Source organism: Rummeliibacillus pycnus (assembly GCF_002884495.1).
Taxonomy (GTDB): domain Bacteria; phylum Bacillota; class Bacilli; order Bacillales_A; family Planococcaceae; genus Rummeliibacillus; species Rummeliibacillus pycnus.
In genome coordinates this window covers 1,722,100-1,738,068 of the sequence record NZ_KZ614145.1, presented here as the reverse complement: position 1 = coordinate 1,738,068, position 15,969 = coordinate 1,722,100, and the positions used below count along the sequence as shown (strand labels likewise).

General features: G+C 34.2%; 15 protein-coding genes. 8 read left to right on the top strand and 7 right to left on the bottom strand.

The window, feature by feature from the left end; translation table 11 throughout:
• Positions 1–71: 71 nt before the first annotated feature.
• The 3 genes from CEF14_RS08665 (at position 72) to CEF14_RS08655 (ending at position 5,010) form a co-directional block, all read left to right on the top strand.
• Positions 72–1,808, top strand: coding sequence for a putative bifunctional diguanylate cyclase/phosphodiesterase (locus CEF14_RS08665; protein WP_102692476.1), 1,737 nt, complete (start codon positions 72–74; stop codon positions 1,806–1,808).
• Positions 1,809–1,810: 2 nt separating this feature from the next.
• Positions 1,811–2,950, top strand: coding sequence for a THUMP domain-containing class I SAM-dependent RNA methyltransferase (locus CEF14_RS08660; protein ID WP_102692475.1), 1,140 nt, complete (start codon positions 1,811–1,813; stop codon positions 2,948–2,950).
• A 161-nt stretch (positions 2,951–3,111) separates the two neighbouring features.
• A complete protein-coding gene (locus tag CEF14_RS08655; protein ID WP_102692474.1) occupies positions 3,112–5,010 on the top strand; it encodes an ATP-dependent DNA helicase in 1,899 nt (632 codons plus the stop codon).
• Between the two features lie 284 nt (positions 5,011–5,294).
• On the opposite strand, the gene CEF14_RS08650 is transcribed toward CEF14_RS08655, so the two are convergent.
• The 3 genes from CEF14_RS08650 to CEF14_RS19390 all read right to left on the bottom strand — a co-directional run bounded on the left by CEF14_RS08650 (position 5,295) and on the right by CEF14_RS19390 (position 7,641).
• Positions 5,295–6,896 (bottom strand): b(o/a)3-type cytochrome-c oxidase subunit 1, encoded by a 1,602-nt coding sequence (locus CEF14_RS08650; RefSeq protein ID WP_245890254.1) that lies wholly within the window; start codon positions 6,894–6,896, stop codon positions 5,295–5,297.
• Positions 6,897–7,012: 116 nt separating this feature from the next.
• On the bottom strand, positions 7,013–7,495 hold the full coding sequence (locus tag CEF14_RS08645) for a cytochrome c oxidase subunit II (protein ID WP_102692472.1): 483 nt from the start codon (positions 7,493–7,495) through the stop codon (positions 7,013–7,015).
• 23 nt (positions 7,496–7,518) lie between these two features.
• On the bottom strand, positions 7,519–7,641 hold the full coding sequence (locus CEF14_RS19390) for a hypothetical protein (protein WP_281256504.1): 123 nt from the start codon (positions 7,639–7,641) through the stop codon (positions 7,519–7,521).
• A gap of 378 nt (positions 7,642–8,019) precedes the next feature.
• Between CEF14_RS19390 and CEF14_RS08640 the strand changes: the two genes are divergently transcribed.
• Genes CEF14_RS08640 through CEF14_RS08620 form a run of 5 tightly spaced genes read left to right on the top strand, consistent with a single transcriptional unit; the run spans position 8,020 to position 11,691 of the window.
• The gene (locus CEF14_RS08640) at positions 8,020–8,799 is read left to right on the top strand and encodes a hypothetical protein (RefSeq protein ID WP_102692471.1); all 780 of its coding nucleotides are present in this window, start codon (positions 8,020–8,022) and stop codon (positions 8,797–8,799) included.
• On the top strand, positions 8,796–9,164 hold the full coding sequence (locus tag CEF14_RS08635) for a GntR family transcriptional regulator (protein ID WP_102692470.1): 369 nt from the start codon (positions 8,796–8,798) through the stop codon (positions 9,162–9,164). Before CEF14_RS08640 ends, CEF14_RS08635 begins: the two co-directional genes overlap by 4 nt.
• Complete coding sequence (locus CEF14_RS08630) at positions 9,161–9,856, top strand: ABC transporter ATP-binding protein (RefSeq protein WP_102692469.1); 696 nt, start codon at positions 9,161–9,163, stop codon at positions 9,854–9,856. The genes CEF14_RS08635 and CEF14_RS08630 overlap by 4 nt, the downstream gene beginning before the upstream one ends.
• 1 nt (position 9,857) lies before the next feature.
• A complete protein-coding gene (locus tag CEF14_RS08625) occupies positions 9,858–10,772 on the top strand; it encodes an ABC transporter ATP-binding protein (RefSeq protein ID WP_407690449.1) in 915 nt (304 codons plus the stop codon).
• Positions 10,750–11,691, top strand: coding sequence for an ABC transporter permease (locus tag CEF14_RS08620; protein ID WP_102692467.1), 942 nt, complete (start codon positions 10,750–10,752; stop codon positions 11,689–11,691). The genes CEF14_RS08625 and CEF14_RS08620 overlap by 23 nt, the downstream gene beginning before the upstream one ends.
• Positions 11,692–11,804: 113 nt before the next feature.
• Here the strand turns inward: CEF14_RS08620 and CEF14_RS08615 are convergent, their stop codons facing one another.
• The 4 genes from CEF14_RS08615 to CEF14_RS08600 are packed head-to-tail and all read right to left on the bottom strand — an operon-like array spanning position 11,805 to position 15,614.
• Positions 11,805–12,878 carry a sulfate/molybdate ABC transporter ATP-binding protein gene (locus CEF14_RS08615; RefSeq protein WP_102692466.1) on the bottom strand — a complete coding sequence of 358 codons (1,074 nt, stop codon included), beginning with the start codon at positions 12,876–12,878 and terminating at the stop codon, positions 11,805–11,807.
• Between the two features lie 11 nt (positions 12,879–12,889).
• Positions 12,890–13,762: a sulfate ABC transporter permease subunit CysW gene (gene cysW / locus CEF14_RS08610; RefSeq protein ID WP_102692465.1), complete on the bottom strand. Its 873-nt coding sequence runs from the start codon at positions 13,760–13,762 to the stop codon at positions 12,890–12,892.
• 11 nt (positions 13,763–13,773) lie between these two features.
• Positions 13,774–14,607: a sulfate ABC transporter permease subunit CysT gene (gene cysT / locus CEF14_RS08605; protein WP_102692464.1), complete on the bottom strand. Its 834-nt coding sequence runs from the start codon at positions 14,605–14,607 to the stop codon at positions 13,774–13,776.
• Positions 14,608–14,618: 11 nt separating this feature from the next.
• Positions 14,619–15,614, bottom strand: coding sequence for a sulfate ABC transporter substrate-binding protein (locus CEF14_RS08600; protein WP_211284659.1), 996 nt, complete (start codon positions 15,612–15,614; stop codon positions 14,619–14,621).
• Positions 15,615–15,969 lie beyond the last annotated feature (355 nt).

The following is a 15,969-nucleotide window of genomic DNA, read 5'->3' as shown; positions in this document are numbered from 1 at the left end:
TGCTAAACATGATTAGTCAGGCTCTCCAGAAACTGGAGAGCCTTTCTTTTAGGGATATGGTGATAATAACTATGATGAAACAAGATTTTCAATTAACAATTAGCCAAGCCAATATTTCCGACAATTGTAAATACATAACACCAAGAATCCTTGATGCAATTTCAGAAGGAGTAATGCTTACTGACGTAAATAGTAGAATTGTAGAAGTAAATCCTGCTTTTGAATTTGTTACTGGTTATAAACGAGAAGAAGTAATAGGAAAAAAACCAGATGTACTACAATCTGGCGTTCATGGAATTGAATTTTATAAACGAATGTGGAATGATCTCTGTCAAAAAGGCGAATGGCAAGGAGAAATATGGAATCGTCGAAAGACAGGAGACATTTACCCAGAGTGGCTTAAAATTATGAAAGTACATAATAATGATGGAAGTATTATTGGGTATTGTGGGGTATTTTCGGATTTATCAGATGAGAAAATATATGAGACAGAATTAAAAAAACGCGCTATGACAGACTCCTTAACGGGTATATCCAATCGTTTTGCTTTTGGGGAACGTATGAATGTTCTATTAAATTCATCAAAAGGGCATAATTTTAAACATGCCATTTTATTCTTGGATTTAGACCGGTTTAAACAAGTGAATGATACACTTGGCCATGCTGTTGGTGATCAGTTACTAGTGCAAGTTACGAAGCGGATACAAAATTTGTTGAAAAACAAAGATATATTGGCTCGCTACGGAGGCGATGAATTTGTTATTACATTTACAGATATCCATCATCCTCGCGAAGCTGTTCATTTGGGTGAAAAGATTATACATTTATTAGAAGAACCATTTATCATAGAAGATCAAAAATTATATATATCTTCAAGTATAGGTATAAGTATTTATCCTCATGATGGAGAAGAAACAGAGATATTGTTAAATAAAGCTGATAAAGCAATGTATTATGCAAAAGAGAATGGAAAAAATCAATTTGCGTTTTATTTTGATGAATTACATACCGATGCAAAACGGGCATTACTTTTAGATAATGAGTTAAGAAGGGCAATTGAGCAAAAAAGCTTTGAACTATACTATCAACCAAAAGTTGATAGTAAAAAACACCAAATTATTGGTATTGAAGCACTTGTAAGATGGAATAATGATAAATTAGGAAATGTTTCACCTGCTGAATTTATTCCGTATGCAGAAGATACTGGATTAATTATACCGTTAAGTGAGTGTATTATTAATCGTGCATGTCAAGATGCACATATTCTAGCACAATCAGGTTTTAAAAATGTGCCGATTGCCATAAATATATCAAGTATTCATTTTCACCAGCAAGGTTTTATTCAATCTATTGAACAAATTTTTATGAAAAATAATTTACCAGCAAGACAATTTGAATTAGAACTAACAGAACGTACTATAATGAATAATGAAAGAGAAACCATACGGAAATTAGTAAAATTAAAACAAATGGGATTTAAACTCTCAATTGATGATTTTGGTACTGGTTATTCATCACTTAGTTATTTGGTACAATTTCCATTAAATTATTTGAAAATTGATCGAAGTTTTATTCAATATATTTGCTCATTAAATGATAATCAGGCTGTTGTTGATGCAATTATTCAAATGGCACATCGCTTACATATGAAAGTAATTGCAGAAGGCGTTGAGACTATCGAACAAGTGAAATTGCTCGATAGTATGGATTGTGATATGATTCAAGGATATTACTATTCAAAACCTCTTTCATTAGATAAACTTATGGAATTCCTAGAATTTTGGGAATTAGAGTTAGAAGGGAAGTAAGTATGACAAAATTTCAATTAGTAGCAACAGCTGCTATGGGGCTAGAATCTATTGTAGCTGATGAACTAAAAGCTTTAGGATATACGACAACTACTGAAAATGGAAAAGTATATTTTGAAGGCGATGAGAAGGATATTGCTAAAACAAATTTATGGTTACGGGTAGCAGACCGTGTAAAAATTGTAGCGGGGAAATTTCCTGCCAAAACATTTGAACAATTATTTGAAGGTGTTCGAGCAATCGAATGGGAAAAGTATTTGCCTGTTGATGCTGAATTTCCAGTTTCAGGTAAATCAGTAAAATCAAAATTGTTTAGTGTTCCTGATTGTCAAGCAATTACAAAAAAAGCCATTGTTGAACGAATGAAATACTATTATAAGCGACTTGGCTTCCTTGAAGAAACCGGTCCAAAATATAAGATTGAAGTATCAATTTTAAAAGACGAAGCAATGTTAACCATTGATACTAGTGGAGCTGGCTTGCACAAGCGTGGCTACCGTTTAGAGCAAGGGGAAGCACCTTTAAAAGAAACGTTAGCTGCGGCACTTGTTTATATATCTAAATGGCATCCAAATCGTCCATTTGTAGATCCTTTTTGTGGTTCAGGAACGATCGCATTAGAAGCTGCAATGATTGGGCAAAATATGGCTCCAGGCTATAATCGTGATTTCATAAGTGAGGACTGGCCGTGGATGAAGCAAAAAATTTGGGATGAAATGCGCATGGAAGTTGAAGATGTTGCAAATTATGATCAACCTCTTCAAATTTTTGGCTCAGATATTGATCATCGCATGGTTGAAATTGCGAAAACAAATGCCCGTGAGGCTGGGTTTGCTGATTTGATTTCATGGAAACAAATGCAAGTAACGGATTTTACAACGCAACTAACAGATGGTGTCATGATTGGCAATCCTCCATATGGTGAACGTATTGGGGACAAAGAAGTACTTGAAAAAATGATACATGATATGGGTATTATGATGAGTAAGTATCCTTCATGGTCAGTTTATATGTTATCTTCAATGGAAAACTTTGAAACATTATATGGAAAAAAAGCAACAAAGAAACGTAAATTATTTAATGGATTTATCAAGACAGATTACTATCAATTTTGGGGTAAACGTACACCAAAACATGATTAATGCTATAAAATAAAAAAATAAATTACTAATCAGTGTTGTAAAATCATATTTTAGAATGACATGAACTTGTCTATAATGTTATAGACTTATTTTATGAATATGTATTTGACGGGAGGGGGATACCCCTTCCGTTTCGTTGTCTGTACGAGAGGGGAATTTGAATGAGACAATCTATACCATTTGCCTTATCCAAAGAAAAGTCTTTCTTCGATTCATTAGGAGACTGGATTGGCGATATTTTATACGATGAACTACCCGAAAAAGGGCTGGAATGTCGCGATGAACAAATATTCATGGCCTATCAAATTGAAAAAGTATTACGTGAAAAGTCTGTTCTTTTTGCAGAAGCTGGAGTAGGTACAGGAAAAACAATCGCATATCTTTTACCTGCAATTGCATATGCTCGTTATACAGGAAAACCAGCACTAATTGCGTGTGCAGACGAGACTCTAATCGACCAACTCGTAAAAGAGGGTGGCGATATATATAAATTACAACAATATTTAGATTTAACAATCGATGTACGTTTAGCAAAATCGCGTGACCAATATTTATGCTTGAAACGGTATGAGGAAGCCGAAAAATTTTCAGACGGAGAATATTTAGATGATATAGCAGAAACTATACCAGATGGAGTATTTGGACAAGGAAAATTGGGGCTATATGGTCAACATAGTGATTATCCTAATATTAGTGATGAAGAATGGAATCTAGTCAATTACAATTCGATCCAACAATGCTCCGTATGCGATTTACGAAATCGTTGTGGACAAACATTACATCGTGCGCATTATCGAGAATCAACAGATCTTATTATTTGTTCTCAAGATTTTTTAATGGAACATATTGCAACAAAGGAATCTCGAGAACGTGAAGGACAATTAGCATTATTACCGGAAGCATCAATGATCGTATTAGATGAAGGGCACTTATTGGAATATGCAGCACAAAAAGCAATGACTTATAAAGTACAAGATTATACAATTGTACAGCTCCTAGACCGCTTGATGGTTGATGGATTACGTGAAAAAACATTATATACAATGGAACAATTGCAAGATGGTCATGAACTATTCTTTGATCAATTAAGGGATGATGTCATCGATTCAGACGATGATCGTAAAAGAATAAAAAAATCATCATTACTTTTGAAATTAGGCAAAAAAGTAATTGAAACCGTCGAAAAATTATTGGAAGAATTCGTATTTGAATCAGAACTTTATGTTATTCCTGAATATGAATTACGAATGGCAGAAGAGTTTTTGGAACAATATGAAGCTGCTATGAAAATTTTTGTTGCTCAAGGAGATGCTGTTGACTGGTTAGAAGAAACGGATGGGGAAGAAACACTAGTGATTATGCCACGACTGATTACAGAAGTGTTAGAAGAAAAATTATTCTCAAAAAAAATACCATATATTTTCTCATCAGCAACTTTATCGATCAATAAAGATTTTAGTTATATCGCGGGAAGTCTAGGAATCAAAGATTATCAATCCTTCTCTGTATCTTCACCATTTAATTATGAAGAAGTCATGAAAATTGTATTACATCATTTAAATCAAGATGCAAAGGTACGAAGAGTTGAGGAGTTAATTGAAGAAGGAAAACAAACACTAATCCTCTTCAAATCAAAACAAGTGATGACAAGTTTCAAATCACAAATTAATGAACGATTTAGAACTACGATTGGTTTTGAAGGAGACCGTGAGCTATCTTCAATTGTACGAGATTTCCAAGAAGGTAAATTACAAGTATTATGTTCATATCATTTATGGGAAGGGTTGGATTTACCAGAAGAAGCATTAACTCGAGTAGTTATTTTTGACTTACCATTCCCACCACATGATCCTCTTTTTGATGCGAAGCGTGCTTTTACTGACGATCCATTCCATGACGTTGAGTTACCTTTCATGCTTTTGCGTTTACAGCAGGGAATGGGACGACTGATCCGAACTTCAAATGATCATGGTGATATTCAAATCTTGTTAAACGATGAAGAAGAGCAGTATAAGGCACAAATAGAACCTATTTTTGCGGTACCTGCTACCGAAAGATAAACATTACACTTGCAATAAGACAAAAAAGAAGAGGCTGTTTAAAAGCTCTTATTACAAGAAAAAATAGAGAAATCGTAGAATGAAATTTTAATTTTACAAATCAAGAGAATAAACAATTATGGATGGTTGCAAAGGGGAAGGTGATCCTTTTAGTGGGAGAAGCTTAAAACTGCTCACTGGAAGAGTGCACCTGAAACGAAAACCAATTGCAAATATCAAAAAAGTACAATTCAGTTTTGAATTGTACTTTTTTCTTTTAGGATAACGACTCTTTTATGTTGATATTACCAAAGTTTATAACCTTTAGAACCTAATGGAGCATTCTGAATAATATCAAAGATTGGATATGTGTAGGCAATTAAAATTAATGCTACTAAAATAACAATCCAAACTTTAAAGTTTTCAAAGATGGCTGGTGTTTTTTCAGCATGAGGTGCTACTGTTCCGATTGGGAATTCTTCTTCACCTTTTGGTGCAGACCAGCGAAGCTTCACGAAGATGTAAAGGAATATGATAATTCCGATAAATAATAGTGTACCACCGACTGCTTGAGCAATTTGATATGAAGCCCAAGTTTTTGCAATTTCAGCACCACCATAATCAGAGAATGCTGAACGACGAGGCGCACCTAGCAAACCTTCAATATGCATTGAGCTGGACATGATTGCCATACCAACAGCCCAAATAATTGTTTGAATAATCCCTAAGCGATTTAATTCTTTTGTTAATGTACGACCTGTAAGATGTGGAACTAACCAATAAGTTGCACCAAAGAATGTTAATACAACGGCAGTAGCAACTGTTAAATGGAAATGACCTGTTACCCAAATTGTATTATGAACTAACTGGTTCATTTGGTGTGAAGCATTAACAATACCACCAGCACCACCAGGGATAAAGATTAACATTCCCATAAATGGAGCGAAGAAACGAACATCTCCCCAAGGTAATTTTTTTAACCAGTTGAAGATTCCTTTACCACCAAGTTCTCTCCCACGAATTTCAAATGTTGCAAAAAGTGAGAAAGCAGTTAGTAGTGAGGGAATAACAACCATCATGGTTAAAATAACTTGTAAGAATTTCCAAGATCCATCAACACCTGGTTCTGTTAGTTGATGGTGAAGACCAACAGGAACAGAGAATATAACGAACAAAATAAATGATAACCGTGCTAGTGCATCAGAGAAAATTTTACCACCAATTACTTTTGGAACAACAACATACCAAACCATGTATGCAGGTAATAACCAGAAGTAAACGAGTGCGTGACCAAATGACCAGAATAAGGTACGAGATAATAAGATGTCAACACGTTCGACAAGGCCAAGTGACCAAGGTAATAATTGGAATAATACTTCTGAAGCAACGCCAATTGTTGCAACAAACCACATTAAGTTATTACAAACTACCATGAAAGAAAGTAATGGCGAGTTTTGATTAGGATTTTCTTTTCGCCATTGCATCCAGCGAAGCGCTTGACCAAGACCACCAATCCAAGAACCAACTACAACAAGTGTTAACCCTAAATAAAAAATCCAGTGTGCTTGCAGAGGAGCATAAAATGTATAAAGTACGGATGCTTGATTTAGAAGTACCATTGTTGCTGACATTGCAGTACCAATTGTCATCGTCCAGAAACCAATCCAGCATATTAATCGTTGTTTAGGAGATAATGTACCAGATGTCCGACTAACTCCTGCAATTTGGAATCCATAGATAAAGAATGTTGTTAAAATTAGGCCAAGTAATACGCCGTGTACTGTTAATACTTGATAATAACCAATTCCCCATGGTAATTCAAAATGACCTGAACGAACTAAAACTTGTAAAAGACCTGCAGTACCACCTAAAAATAAGGCAATAAATGCAACATAAATATGAGCCATTGAAAGACTAGCATCCTTAGAATCTACCTTTAATATTTCAGCAGTTTTAGAAGCTACTTTTCTTGAAATTGTTGTTTCTTTTTCATTTACTTTCTTTTGATCAATAACAGTTTGACTCATTTTTTATCCACCACCTTTAGCATAGAGTGCATTTGGGCGTGACCTACACCGCAATATTCGTTACATACGATTAAGTAATCACCAGCTTTATCCACCGTTGTTGTGTACTCTGAAATGTACCCTGGTTCTAACATCATGTTGATGTTTGTTCCTGATATTTCAAAACCATGTACAACATCTTTTGAAGTAGCGATAAATTTTACTTTAGAGCCGACGGGTACTTTTAATTCGGGTGGATTGTAGTAGAAAGCAGAAGCAACAATAACTACTTCATAATCCCAATCTTTACCTGATACTTTATGTACCCCAGGATTGTTAAATGGTGCGATTTCATCAACTTTTTCATGGTTGATTGTGTTCTTTGCACTTGGTGGGTGACTCCCGTTATGAAATGCCATAATACCAGTAATCAATAAAAATACGATTAGGGAGCCAACACCAAAAGTAAGCCAATATTTTTCATATTTATGAAGATGCATCGTTTTCCCTTCTTTCCCTCTTATTAAAAGCGATCAAGAAATAGACTAAAGCATGCGGCCCAAACAGCCACGATAATTCCACCTACAGTTAATACTAAATAGAAGGTACCTTTTAGGTTTTCTTCGGGCTCGTTTTTATTAGCCATATTGACTCCTCCTTTGTAGTTTCAGTACTACTTTTATTTCTCGAGTTCATGATATAAAAAATACATCCCTCATGATGTGATAAAAATCACACCTCTAGGTTAGAAATGTGAATGAAGTGTGAAAAAGAGATGATGAAATGGTGAAGAGTTAATATTATCAAGTATTTACTTAAATTAAATGCTTTTCTAGGTGGAAAATCTGAGTATTTTTCATAAGAAACAAAGTTCTATCAAATAACTGTGTGTTTAGGTACAGGAACGAATTATGAATTTGTTTAGTTATATACAATTTCATCTGATGGAAAATAATAGTTGTAATTTAAAATGTCATAGTGTACTATATTACTAGTACACCATGACAATAGCTAAGGAGGAAGTATGAAAAGATTTTTGGGGTTATTAAAAAAAGAATGGCAGATACAATATAAATGGCTTATTACCACGTGTATATTAAGTATTGTCTTAACAGTATTTATCCCTTATTTAATCTATAAATTTGTGGATTCAACTTTCAATCAAGGAAATGTAATTTTTGTGATGGCATCCATTCTAACTTTTTTTTCATTTCTATTTGTCTGTATTCAATTTATAAAAAATTTAAATCAAGAATTAAGACATGTAGATGTCTGGTTATATAGCTCTGCACCTTTCTATCAATTAATAGGTGCTAAATTTTTGTTTAGTTTATTTTCGAATTTGGTATTAGTGTTATTAATGACATTAGTTATGGTAATAACAGTATCAAATAAAAGTGAATTGACATTACTACAAGATATTAAATTCATGAATGCCGTCATTTACTTATCATTTGTCTTTTTAGTAGGTGCGTTACCTCTTACATTACTGCTATATACTTGTTTTATAAAGTTAAAAAGATGGCTTGGGAAATTCGCAATAATTGTGGTGTTTATTTTACTAACAATCATTTCATATGGTTTTGTAAAACTATCAAGTTCTACTATGTATGAAAAACTTTTCTTGCAAGGTCCAAAGACAAGTGAATGGATCAATCATTCAATTCAACCAATAGCTGAAATTTTTAACACAGTCTTTGTTATGGATGATTTCTATTTACGTGAAGATATAGTTAGCTGGTTATTCACTTTAATCATCATAATCTTTGGCATTAAATGGTGTGAAAAGGTGGTTAAGCAATGACAATTGATTTTTTGAGAGATAAGCCTATATACACACAGCTTGTTGAAAAGATTTGTGGAGATATTATAAGAGGAAATCGTCAATTAGGTGAAAAAATGCCATCTGTACGTGAATATGCAGTTGAAGTGGGAGTAAATGTGAATACAGTTCAACGAGTATATAAGGAGTTGGAACAGATGAAATTAACTGAAACTAAAAGAGGACAAGGTACGTATATAACAAATGATGAGGCAGTTATATTAACATTACGAGAACAGATGAAAGAAAAAATTGTTGAGCAATTCTTCTATAGTATTGAAGAATATGGTTTTACTAAACAAGAAATCATAGAGCAACTTCAAAAGCAAGGAGGTGAAGGAAATTGATTTGTGCTCAACATTTAGCTTATTGCTATGGTAAAAAGAAGATTTTAGAAGATGTTACTTTTCAACTGCCTCTTGGTAAAATTATCGGTTTAATCGGTGAAAATGGGAGTGGAAAATCGACGCTAATTAGATTATTAGCAGGTGTTAAGATCCCGTCAAAAGGGATTATCCAAATTGATGGTTCTAAAATTACACATCGAAGTGCTAAAAATATAGCGTATCTACCTGATGTTGATGAATTTTATCCTTATTTTACGGGAAATGAGTTATTTTCTTTTTATGCATCACAGTTTGAAGATTTTTCAATAGAAAAGGCTAAAGAAGTTGCTGAGTTTTTACAAGTAGGTATTAATCAGAAATTGAAAAAATTATCAAAAGGTCAAAGAGGACGTATCAAAATAGCTGCAACATTAGGTAGGAATGTTTCCTATTATCTTATGGATGAACCATTTTCAGGACTAGATCCTATGGTTAGAGAATCTATATTAAAAGGTCTTATAAAATTTTTAGATGAGAAAAGTCAAACCGTCTTTTTATCAACACATGAGTTACATGAAGTTGAGCCGATATTAGATGCAATATTGCTGTTAAAGGATGGAAAAGTTGACTCATTCGAAACATTGGAGGATGTTAGAGAAGAGTGGCAAGAAGATGCAGTACAGTGGATGAAAAAACAATATAGTAAAGGATGATTTGATGAAACCAATCGTTGAATTGAAGCATTTATCTAAAACTATTAAGGGTAAACAAATTATTAAGGATTTGAATATTGAACTTTATCCTGGGCAAATTACAGGGTTTCTAGGTCCAAATGGTGCAGGTAAAACAACTACGATACGAATGATGACAGGACTAATGAAACCTACAGATGGTGAAGTTATAATTGATGGAATTTCACTTTCACAAAACTTTGAAAAAGCAATCAGCAATGTAGGTGTTATTGTAGAAAATCCTGAAATGTATAAATTTATGTCAGGATATAAAAACTTACTTCATTTTGCTAGAATGCACAACAGTGTTACAAAAGAAAGAATTAATGAAGTTGTACAATTAGTTGGGCTTGAAAATCGTATAAATGAAAAAGTGTCGACTTATTCTCTAGGTATGCGTCAAAGACTAGGTTTAGCCCAAGCATTATTACATCATCCCAAATTTTTAATTTTAGATGAACCAACAAATGGGTTAGATCCTGCAGGAATTCGAGAATTTAGGGAACATCTTCGAACAATTGCTAAACAAGAAAACGTGTCAATCTTTGTCTCAAGTCATTTACTTGCTGAAATCGAATTAGTTTGTGATCGTATTGCAGTTATCAAAAGTGGAGAGCTGATTGATATTCGCGAAATGACTGCTGAACAACAATCTACATATTATATTGAAGTTGAACAGCCTTGCGAAGAAATACTAAAAGAACAAAATTATAAATATGAAAAACATTCAAAAGGATATTTGGTTGTAATCGATAGAAAAGAAGTACCTAAACTGATTGCAAGATTAGCAATCGAAGGAATTGATATTTATTGTGTACAACAGCACCATCAGTCACTTGAAGATCAATTCTTAGAAATGACAGGAGGTGGCCAAATTGCTAAAACTATTGCAAAATGAGTGGATGAAATTGTGGCATAAAAAAGGAACCTGGGTAATGCTCATTATATTAATCATATCAATTTTTACGATGGCAGGAGTCCATAAATGGATAAGTAACAAGGATATGGAGAGTAAAGGCGATTGGAAAACAGTTGAACAACAATCGATTAAACAACAACAATCGATGATAAAAAGTGGTGAATTATCCAAAAAACAAATACAAGATGCGGAAGATACAATTCAAATTTCCGAATATCGTTTAAAGAATAATATAAAACCTATTGATACAGGTAGTGCGCAATCTTATGTTGATGATAGTTCAATGCTATTATCGTTGGTTAGTCTATTTGCTACAATTATAGCTGCAGGTATTGTTTCGAGTGAATTTGCAACTGGGACAATTAAGATGCTACTTACTCGTCCGGTAAATCGAGCAAAAGTATTAACTTCTAAGCTACTAACAGTCATTATTTTTGCAATTCTTATGGCAATTCTTACCTGGACCTTAAACTTTATTGTAGGTGCAGTTTTATATGGTTTCTCCTCAGGTACAAACTTAATTGTTGAAGGAAATAAAGTAGTTGAATCTTCATTACTAGCACATTCAATGTATATGTACTTGTTAACATTTGGTGATATTATTATGTCAATTGTTTTTGCATTTATGATTGGTAGTATTTTCCGTTCGAGTTCTTTAGCAATTGGACTTACCTTATTTATCAATTTCACTGGCTCTAGCATTGTAGTATTTTTGAGTAAATATGAATTCGTTAAATATTTATGGATTCCAAACGCGGACCTAACTCAATTTGAGACTGGTTATTCCATTGTAGATGGCTTGACAATGCCGTTTTCATTAACAATTTTAGCAATTTACACTGTACTTTTCTTACTAGCAAGCTTTGTTTCATTTGTAAAACGTGATGTAACTGCTTAACAATAGGTGATTAGTGGATCCTAAAAAGAAACTATAAAAGAGACAACAAAAAACAATGGTTCTTTGTTGTCTCTTTATCATTTAAAAATACTTTTTTAATCATTACTATTTTATTAAATTGAAAAATCTTCTGGAATAAAGACCTTTAATTGTTTTGGGCGAATATAAACTTGCTCACTACGTTGTAATTTCAAAGAACGAAACTGTTCCTTTGAGATCTCCGCTTCCAAATATTCATCGACATCCTGACGATGTAGTTCAATTTGTACAATTGGACCAATCGCATGTATGAAAATAATTTTAGCTGGAACCATATCCTCTAAAATGGCTGTGCGTTCAATTTGAATATCATGTGGACGTACGTAACCAACTGCTTCGGTATCATGTTGAGTAAGTTCTTGATCGACTGGACCTGTATAACTACCATGAACAAGTTGACCATTTTTTAAACGGCCTTTAAATAGGTTGACATTGCCAAGAAAGTCATAAACAAATGGACTATTCGGATGATCATATACATCTTCTGGCGTACCAACTTGCTCAATTTTCCCTTTATTCATGACAACAATTCGGTCGGCAACATCTAAAGCTTCCTCCTGATCATGCGTTACGAAAATGCTTGTTACGTGAAATTCATTATGCATTTTTCGTAACCAGCGACGTAAATCTTTGCGTACCTTTGCATCAAGTGCACCAAATGGTTCATCTAATAGAAGTACTTTTGGTTCGACAGCAAGTGCTCGTGCAAGAGCAACACGTTGTCTTTGACCACCGGATAATTGGTTTGGATAGCGGTTAGCAAAATGCTCAAGCTTCACGAGTGATAAAAGTGTATGTACCTTGTTAGCAATTTCCTTTTTAGATGGACGAGACTTACGTGGACGAACCTTTAATCCATATGCTACATTATCAAATACTGTCATGTGCTTAAAGAGTGCATAATGTTGAAAAACAAATCCGATGTTACGTTCCTTTGCATTTATCTCAGTAATATTTTCTCCGTCAAATAAAATAACACCCTCATCAAGATTTTCAAGACCTGCAATTATGCGAAGTAATGATGTTTTTCCAGATCCAGATGGACCAAGCAGCGCAATGAGTTCGCCAGTTTCAATGTCCAAGGAAATATCGTCCAAAGCTTGAAAACTACCAAATTGCTTTTTTACATGTTGAATCGTAATACTCATTTCTATTCCTCCTAATGCTGCTTTGTTTTCCACTCAACAATATTTTTTATGATGATTGTAATCAATGCCAAAATGGACATCAGAGATGCTACAGCAAAAGCTGCCGAAAATTGATATTCATTGTATAAAACCTCGATATGTAGGGGCATTGTATTTGTTAGACCACGAACATGTCCTGATACGACTGAAACTGCACCAAATTCGCCCATCACACGCGCATTACATAAAATTACACCATATAATAGCCCCCATTTAATATTGGGAAGTGTAACCTTTACAAAAGTCGTAAATGCACCAGCTCCTAAACTAATCGAAGCCTCTTCCTCTTGCGTTCCTTGGGTTTGCATTAGTGGAATAAGCTCTCTTGCGACAAATGGAACAGTTACAAAGAGTGAAGCTAGAATAATACCTGGTAAAGCAAATACAATTTGAATATTATGATTTAAAAGCCATTCCCCCAATAGTCCTTCTGCACCAAAAAGTAAAATAAATACCAAGCCTGCGATCACAGGGGATACAGCGAATGGGAGATCAATTAAAGTCGTTAATATATTTTTTCCGCGAAAATCAAATTTTGTAATCGCCCATGCAGCGGCTATCCCAAAAATAGTATTGATGGGTACAACTATCACAGCAATTAATAATGTTAACTTAATAGCAGAAAGAGCATCCGGTTCGGTAATCGATGCAATGTATACATCTATTCCTTTTTTAAAGGCAGTAATAAAAATGGTTACCAATGGTAGCACTAAAAAAGTGAGAAGAAATAGCAGAGAAATTGTTGTAAGTGTAAACCGAATAATCCATGGCTCTTTTAAAGTTGCATTTCCAGCCTTCTGCTTAGAGGTGACCCCAGTATGGTTGATTGTTAGTTGCTTTTCCATGCTTTTTCCTCCTATGCACTAAATTTACGATTAACGAGCCATTGTATGATATTCATAACTAGTAAAATCACGAATGAAGATACGAGTAAAACAATAGCGATTGCGGTTGCACCTGTATAATCATATTGCTCAAGCTTCGTCATGATAAGCAGTGGTGTTATTTCTGTTTTCATCGGCATATTACCAGCGATAAAAACGACAGATCCATATTCACCAAGAGCACGCGAAAAGGCAAGTGTAAACCCAGTTAAGATTGCCGGGATTAGTTCTGGGAAAATAACTTTTGTAAATGTCTGCCATCGGCTTGCTCCAAGACTAGCAGAGGCTTCCTCGGATTCTGATGAAAAGTTTTGCAACACTGGTTGTACGGTTCTCACGACAAATGGTAATCCGATAAATGTTAGAGCAATAATAATTCCAAGAGGAGTGAATGCTATTTTAAAAGGAAAAAGGTTTCCAATCCATCCATTCGGTGCATAAATCGTCGTAAGTGCTATCCCTGCAACAGCAGTAGGCAGAGCAAATGGAAGATCAACAAGACCATCCATAAGCCTTTTACCAACAAAATCATAGCGAATAAGTACCCAAGCAATCATGGTTCCAAAAACAACATTAATAATCGCAGCAACAAACGAAGTCCCGAATGTTAGCTTATACGATGCAACAACACGAGTATCTGTAATAGTTTTCATAAAATCATGCCAACTTAGCTGCATTGTATTCCAAAAGAGCATTGAAAGAGGTAGCAGTACTAAAATACTTAAATAAAGTAATGTGAAACCGAGTGAAAGTTTAAATCCCGGCAGTATAGTTAATTTTTTTTTACGTAAAAAAGTGGTTGTCATCAAATGCCTCCTTACTGATTCTTAGGTGTATAAATAGAATCAAACGTACCACCATCGCTGAAGTGTTCCTTCTGAGCCTTCTGCCAGCCTCCAAAATCATCAATTGTCATTAATTTAAGGTTTGGAAATTGTTTTGTATGCTCTTTTAAAATTTTCTTGTTACGCGGACGATAATAATTTTCAGCAGCAATTTCTTGACCTTCATCTGTATATAAATAGTCTAAGTATGCTTTTGCTACTTTTTCAGTTCCTTTTGCGTTGGCATTTTTATCAACAACTGCTACAGGTGGTTCTGCTAAAATACTTAATGATGGTGTGATTATTTCAAAATTGTCCTTACCAAGCTCTTTTAACGATAGATAAGCTTCATTTTCCCATGCAATTAAAACATCTCCAATTTGTCGCTCTGTAAATGTTGTTGTTGAACCACGAGCACCTGAGTCAAGAACCTCTACATTGTTATAAAGCTTTTTCATAAAGTCCTTAATTTTTGTCTGATCACCGTGATATTTACGATCCGCATATCCCCATGCAGCTAAATAGTTCCAGCGTGCTCCCCCAGAAGTTTTAGGGTTAGGTGTAATAACAGAGATATTTTTCTTTACAAGATCGTCCCAGTCTTGAATATGTTTCGGATTTCCTTTCCGAACAAGAAATACAATAGTTGATGTGTATGGAGAGGAATGATCCGGTAATTCTTTTTGCCATTCCTTGTTAATAAGATTACGATTTGCCGCAATTTCATCAATATCATAAGCAAGTGCTAGCGTTACAACATCTGCCTGTAAGCCGTCAATTACCGCACGCCCTTGCTTTCCAGAGCCACCATGAGATTGCTGAATTTTAACGGTCTGTCCTGTTTTTTCTTTCCATTCTTTTGTGAAGGATTTGTTGATTTCTTCATACAATTCTCGTGTTGGGTCATATGATACATTTAATAGATTAATGGTTTTATCTGTGCTTCCTGAACCCTTTTGATCAGAACTAGAACACCCACTAATCACCATCGCCAGTGAGCTTGCAGCTATAAATACAGCAATTTTTTTTGTAGTTTTCATATATTTTTTTCACACTCCTTTATGAATTTAATTGTTTTTTAGCATCATAAGAAATAATGTTACATCGCTGACTTTGGAAAACCGAAAAAAGACTACACTCAATGGAACAGTACTGTGTCATTGAATGTAGCCTTCAGTTTGTCTGATCAGCTCGTTTTTGCTTTATGTAATATTAAAACACTTATTTCCAATTAGTCAACTAAGAATTAAAAAATATTTATTGTTTTCTGTTTTTTTAGAATACTAGTTGACAGGTTGGTTAAATATGATTTATACTTCGAAACAATTCACTTATTCGTGAATT

Coding starts and splice junctions, on each gene's coding strand:
- CEF14_RS08665 (WP_102692476.1), top strand. CDS start 72: ATGATGAAACAAGATTTTCAATTAACAATTAGCCAAGCCAATATTTCC.
- CEF14_RS08660 (WP_102692475.1), top strand. CDS start 1,811: ATGACAAAATTTCAATTAGTAGCAACAGCTGCTATGGGGCTAGAATCT.
- CEF14_RS08655 (WP_102692474.1), top strand. CDS start 3,112: ATGAGACAATCTATACCATTTGCCTTATCCAAAGAAAAGTCTTTCTTC.
- CEF14_RS08650 (WP_245890254.1), bottom strand. CDS start 6,896: ATGGCTCATATTTATGTTGCATTTATTGCCTTATTTTTAGGTGGTACT.
- CEF14_RS08645 (WP_102692472.1), bottom strand. CDS start 7,495: ATGCATCTTCATAAATATGAAAAATATTGGCTTACTTTTGGTGTTGGC.
- CEF14_RS19390 (WP_281256504.1), bottom strand. CDS start 7,641: ATGGCTAATAAAAACGAGCCCGAAGAAAACCTAAAAGGTACCTTCTAT.
- CEF14_RS08640 (WP_102692471.1), top strand. CDS start 8,020: ATGAAAAGATTTTTGGGGTTATTAAAAAAAGAATGGCAGATACAATAT.
- CEF14_RS08635 (WP_102692470.1), top strand. CDS start 8,796: ATGACAATTGATTTTTTGAGAGATAAGCCTATATACACACAGCTTGTT.
- CEF14_RS08615 (WP_102692466.1), bottom strand. CDS start 12,878: ATGAGTATTACGATTCAACATGTAAAAAAGCAATTTGGTAGTTTTCAA.
- cysW (WP_102692465.1), bottom strand. CDS start 13,762: ATGGAAAAGCAACTAACAATCAACCATACTGGGGTCACCTCTAAGCAG.
- cysT (WP_102692464.1), bottom strand. CDS start 14,607: ATGACAACCACTTTTTTACGTAAAAAAAAATTAACTATACTGCCGGGA.
- CEF14_RS08600 (WP_211284659.1), bottom strand. CDS start 15,614: ATGGTGATTAGTGGGTGTTCTAGTTCTGATCAAAAGGGTTCAGGAAGC.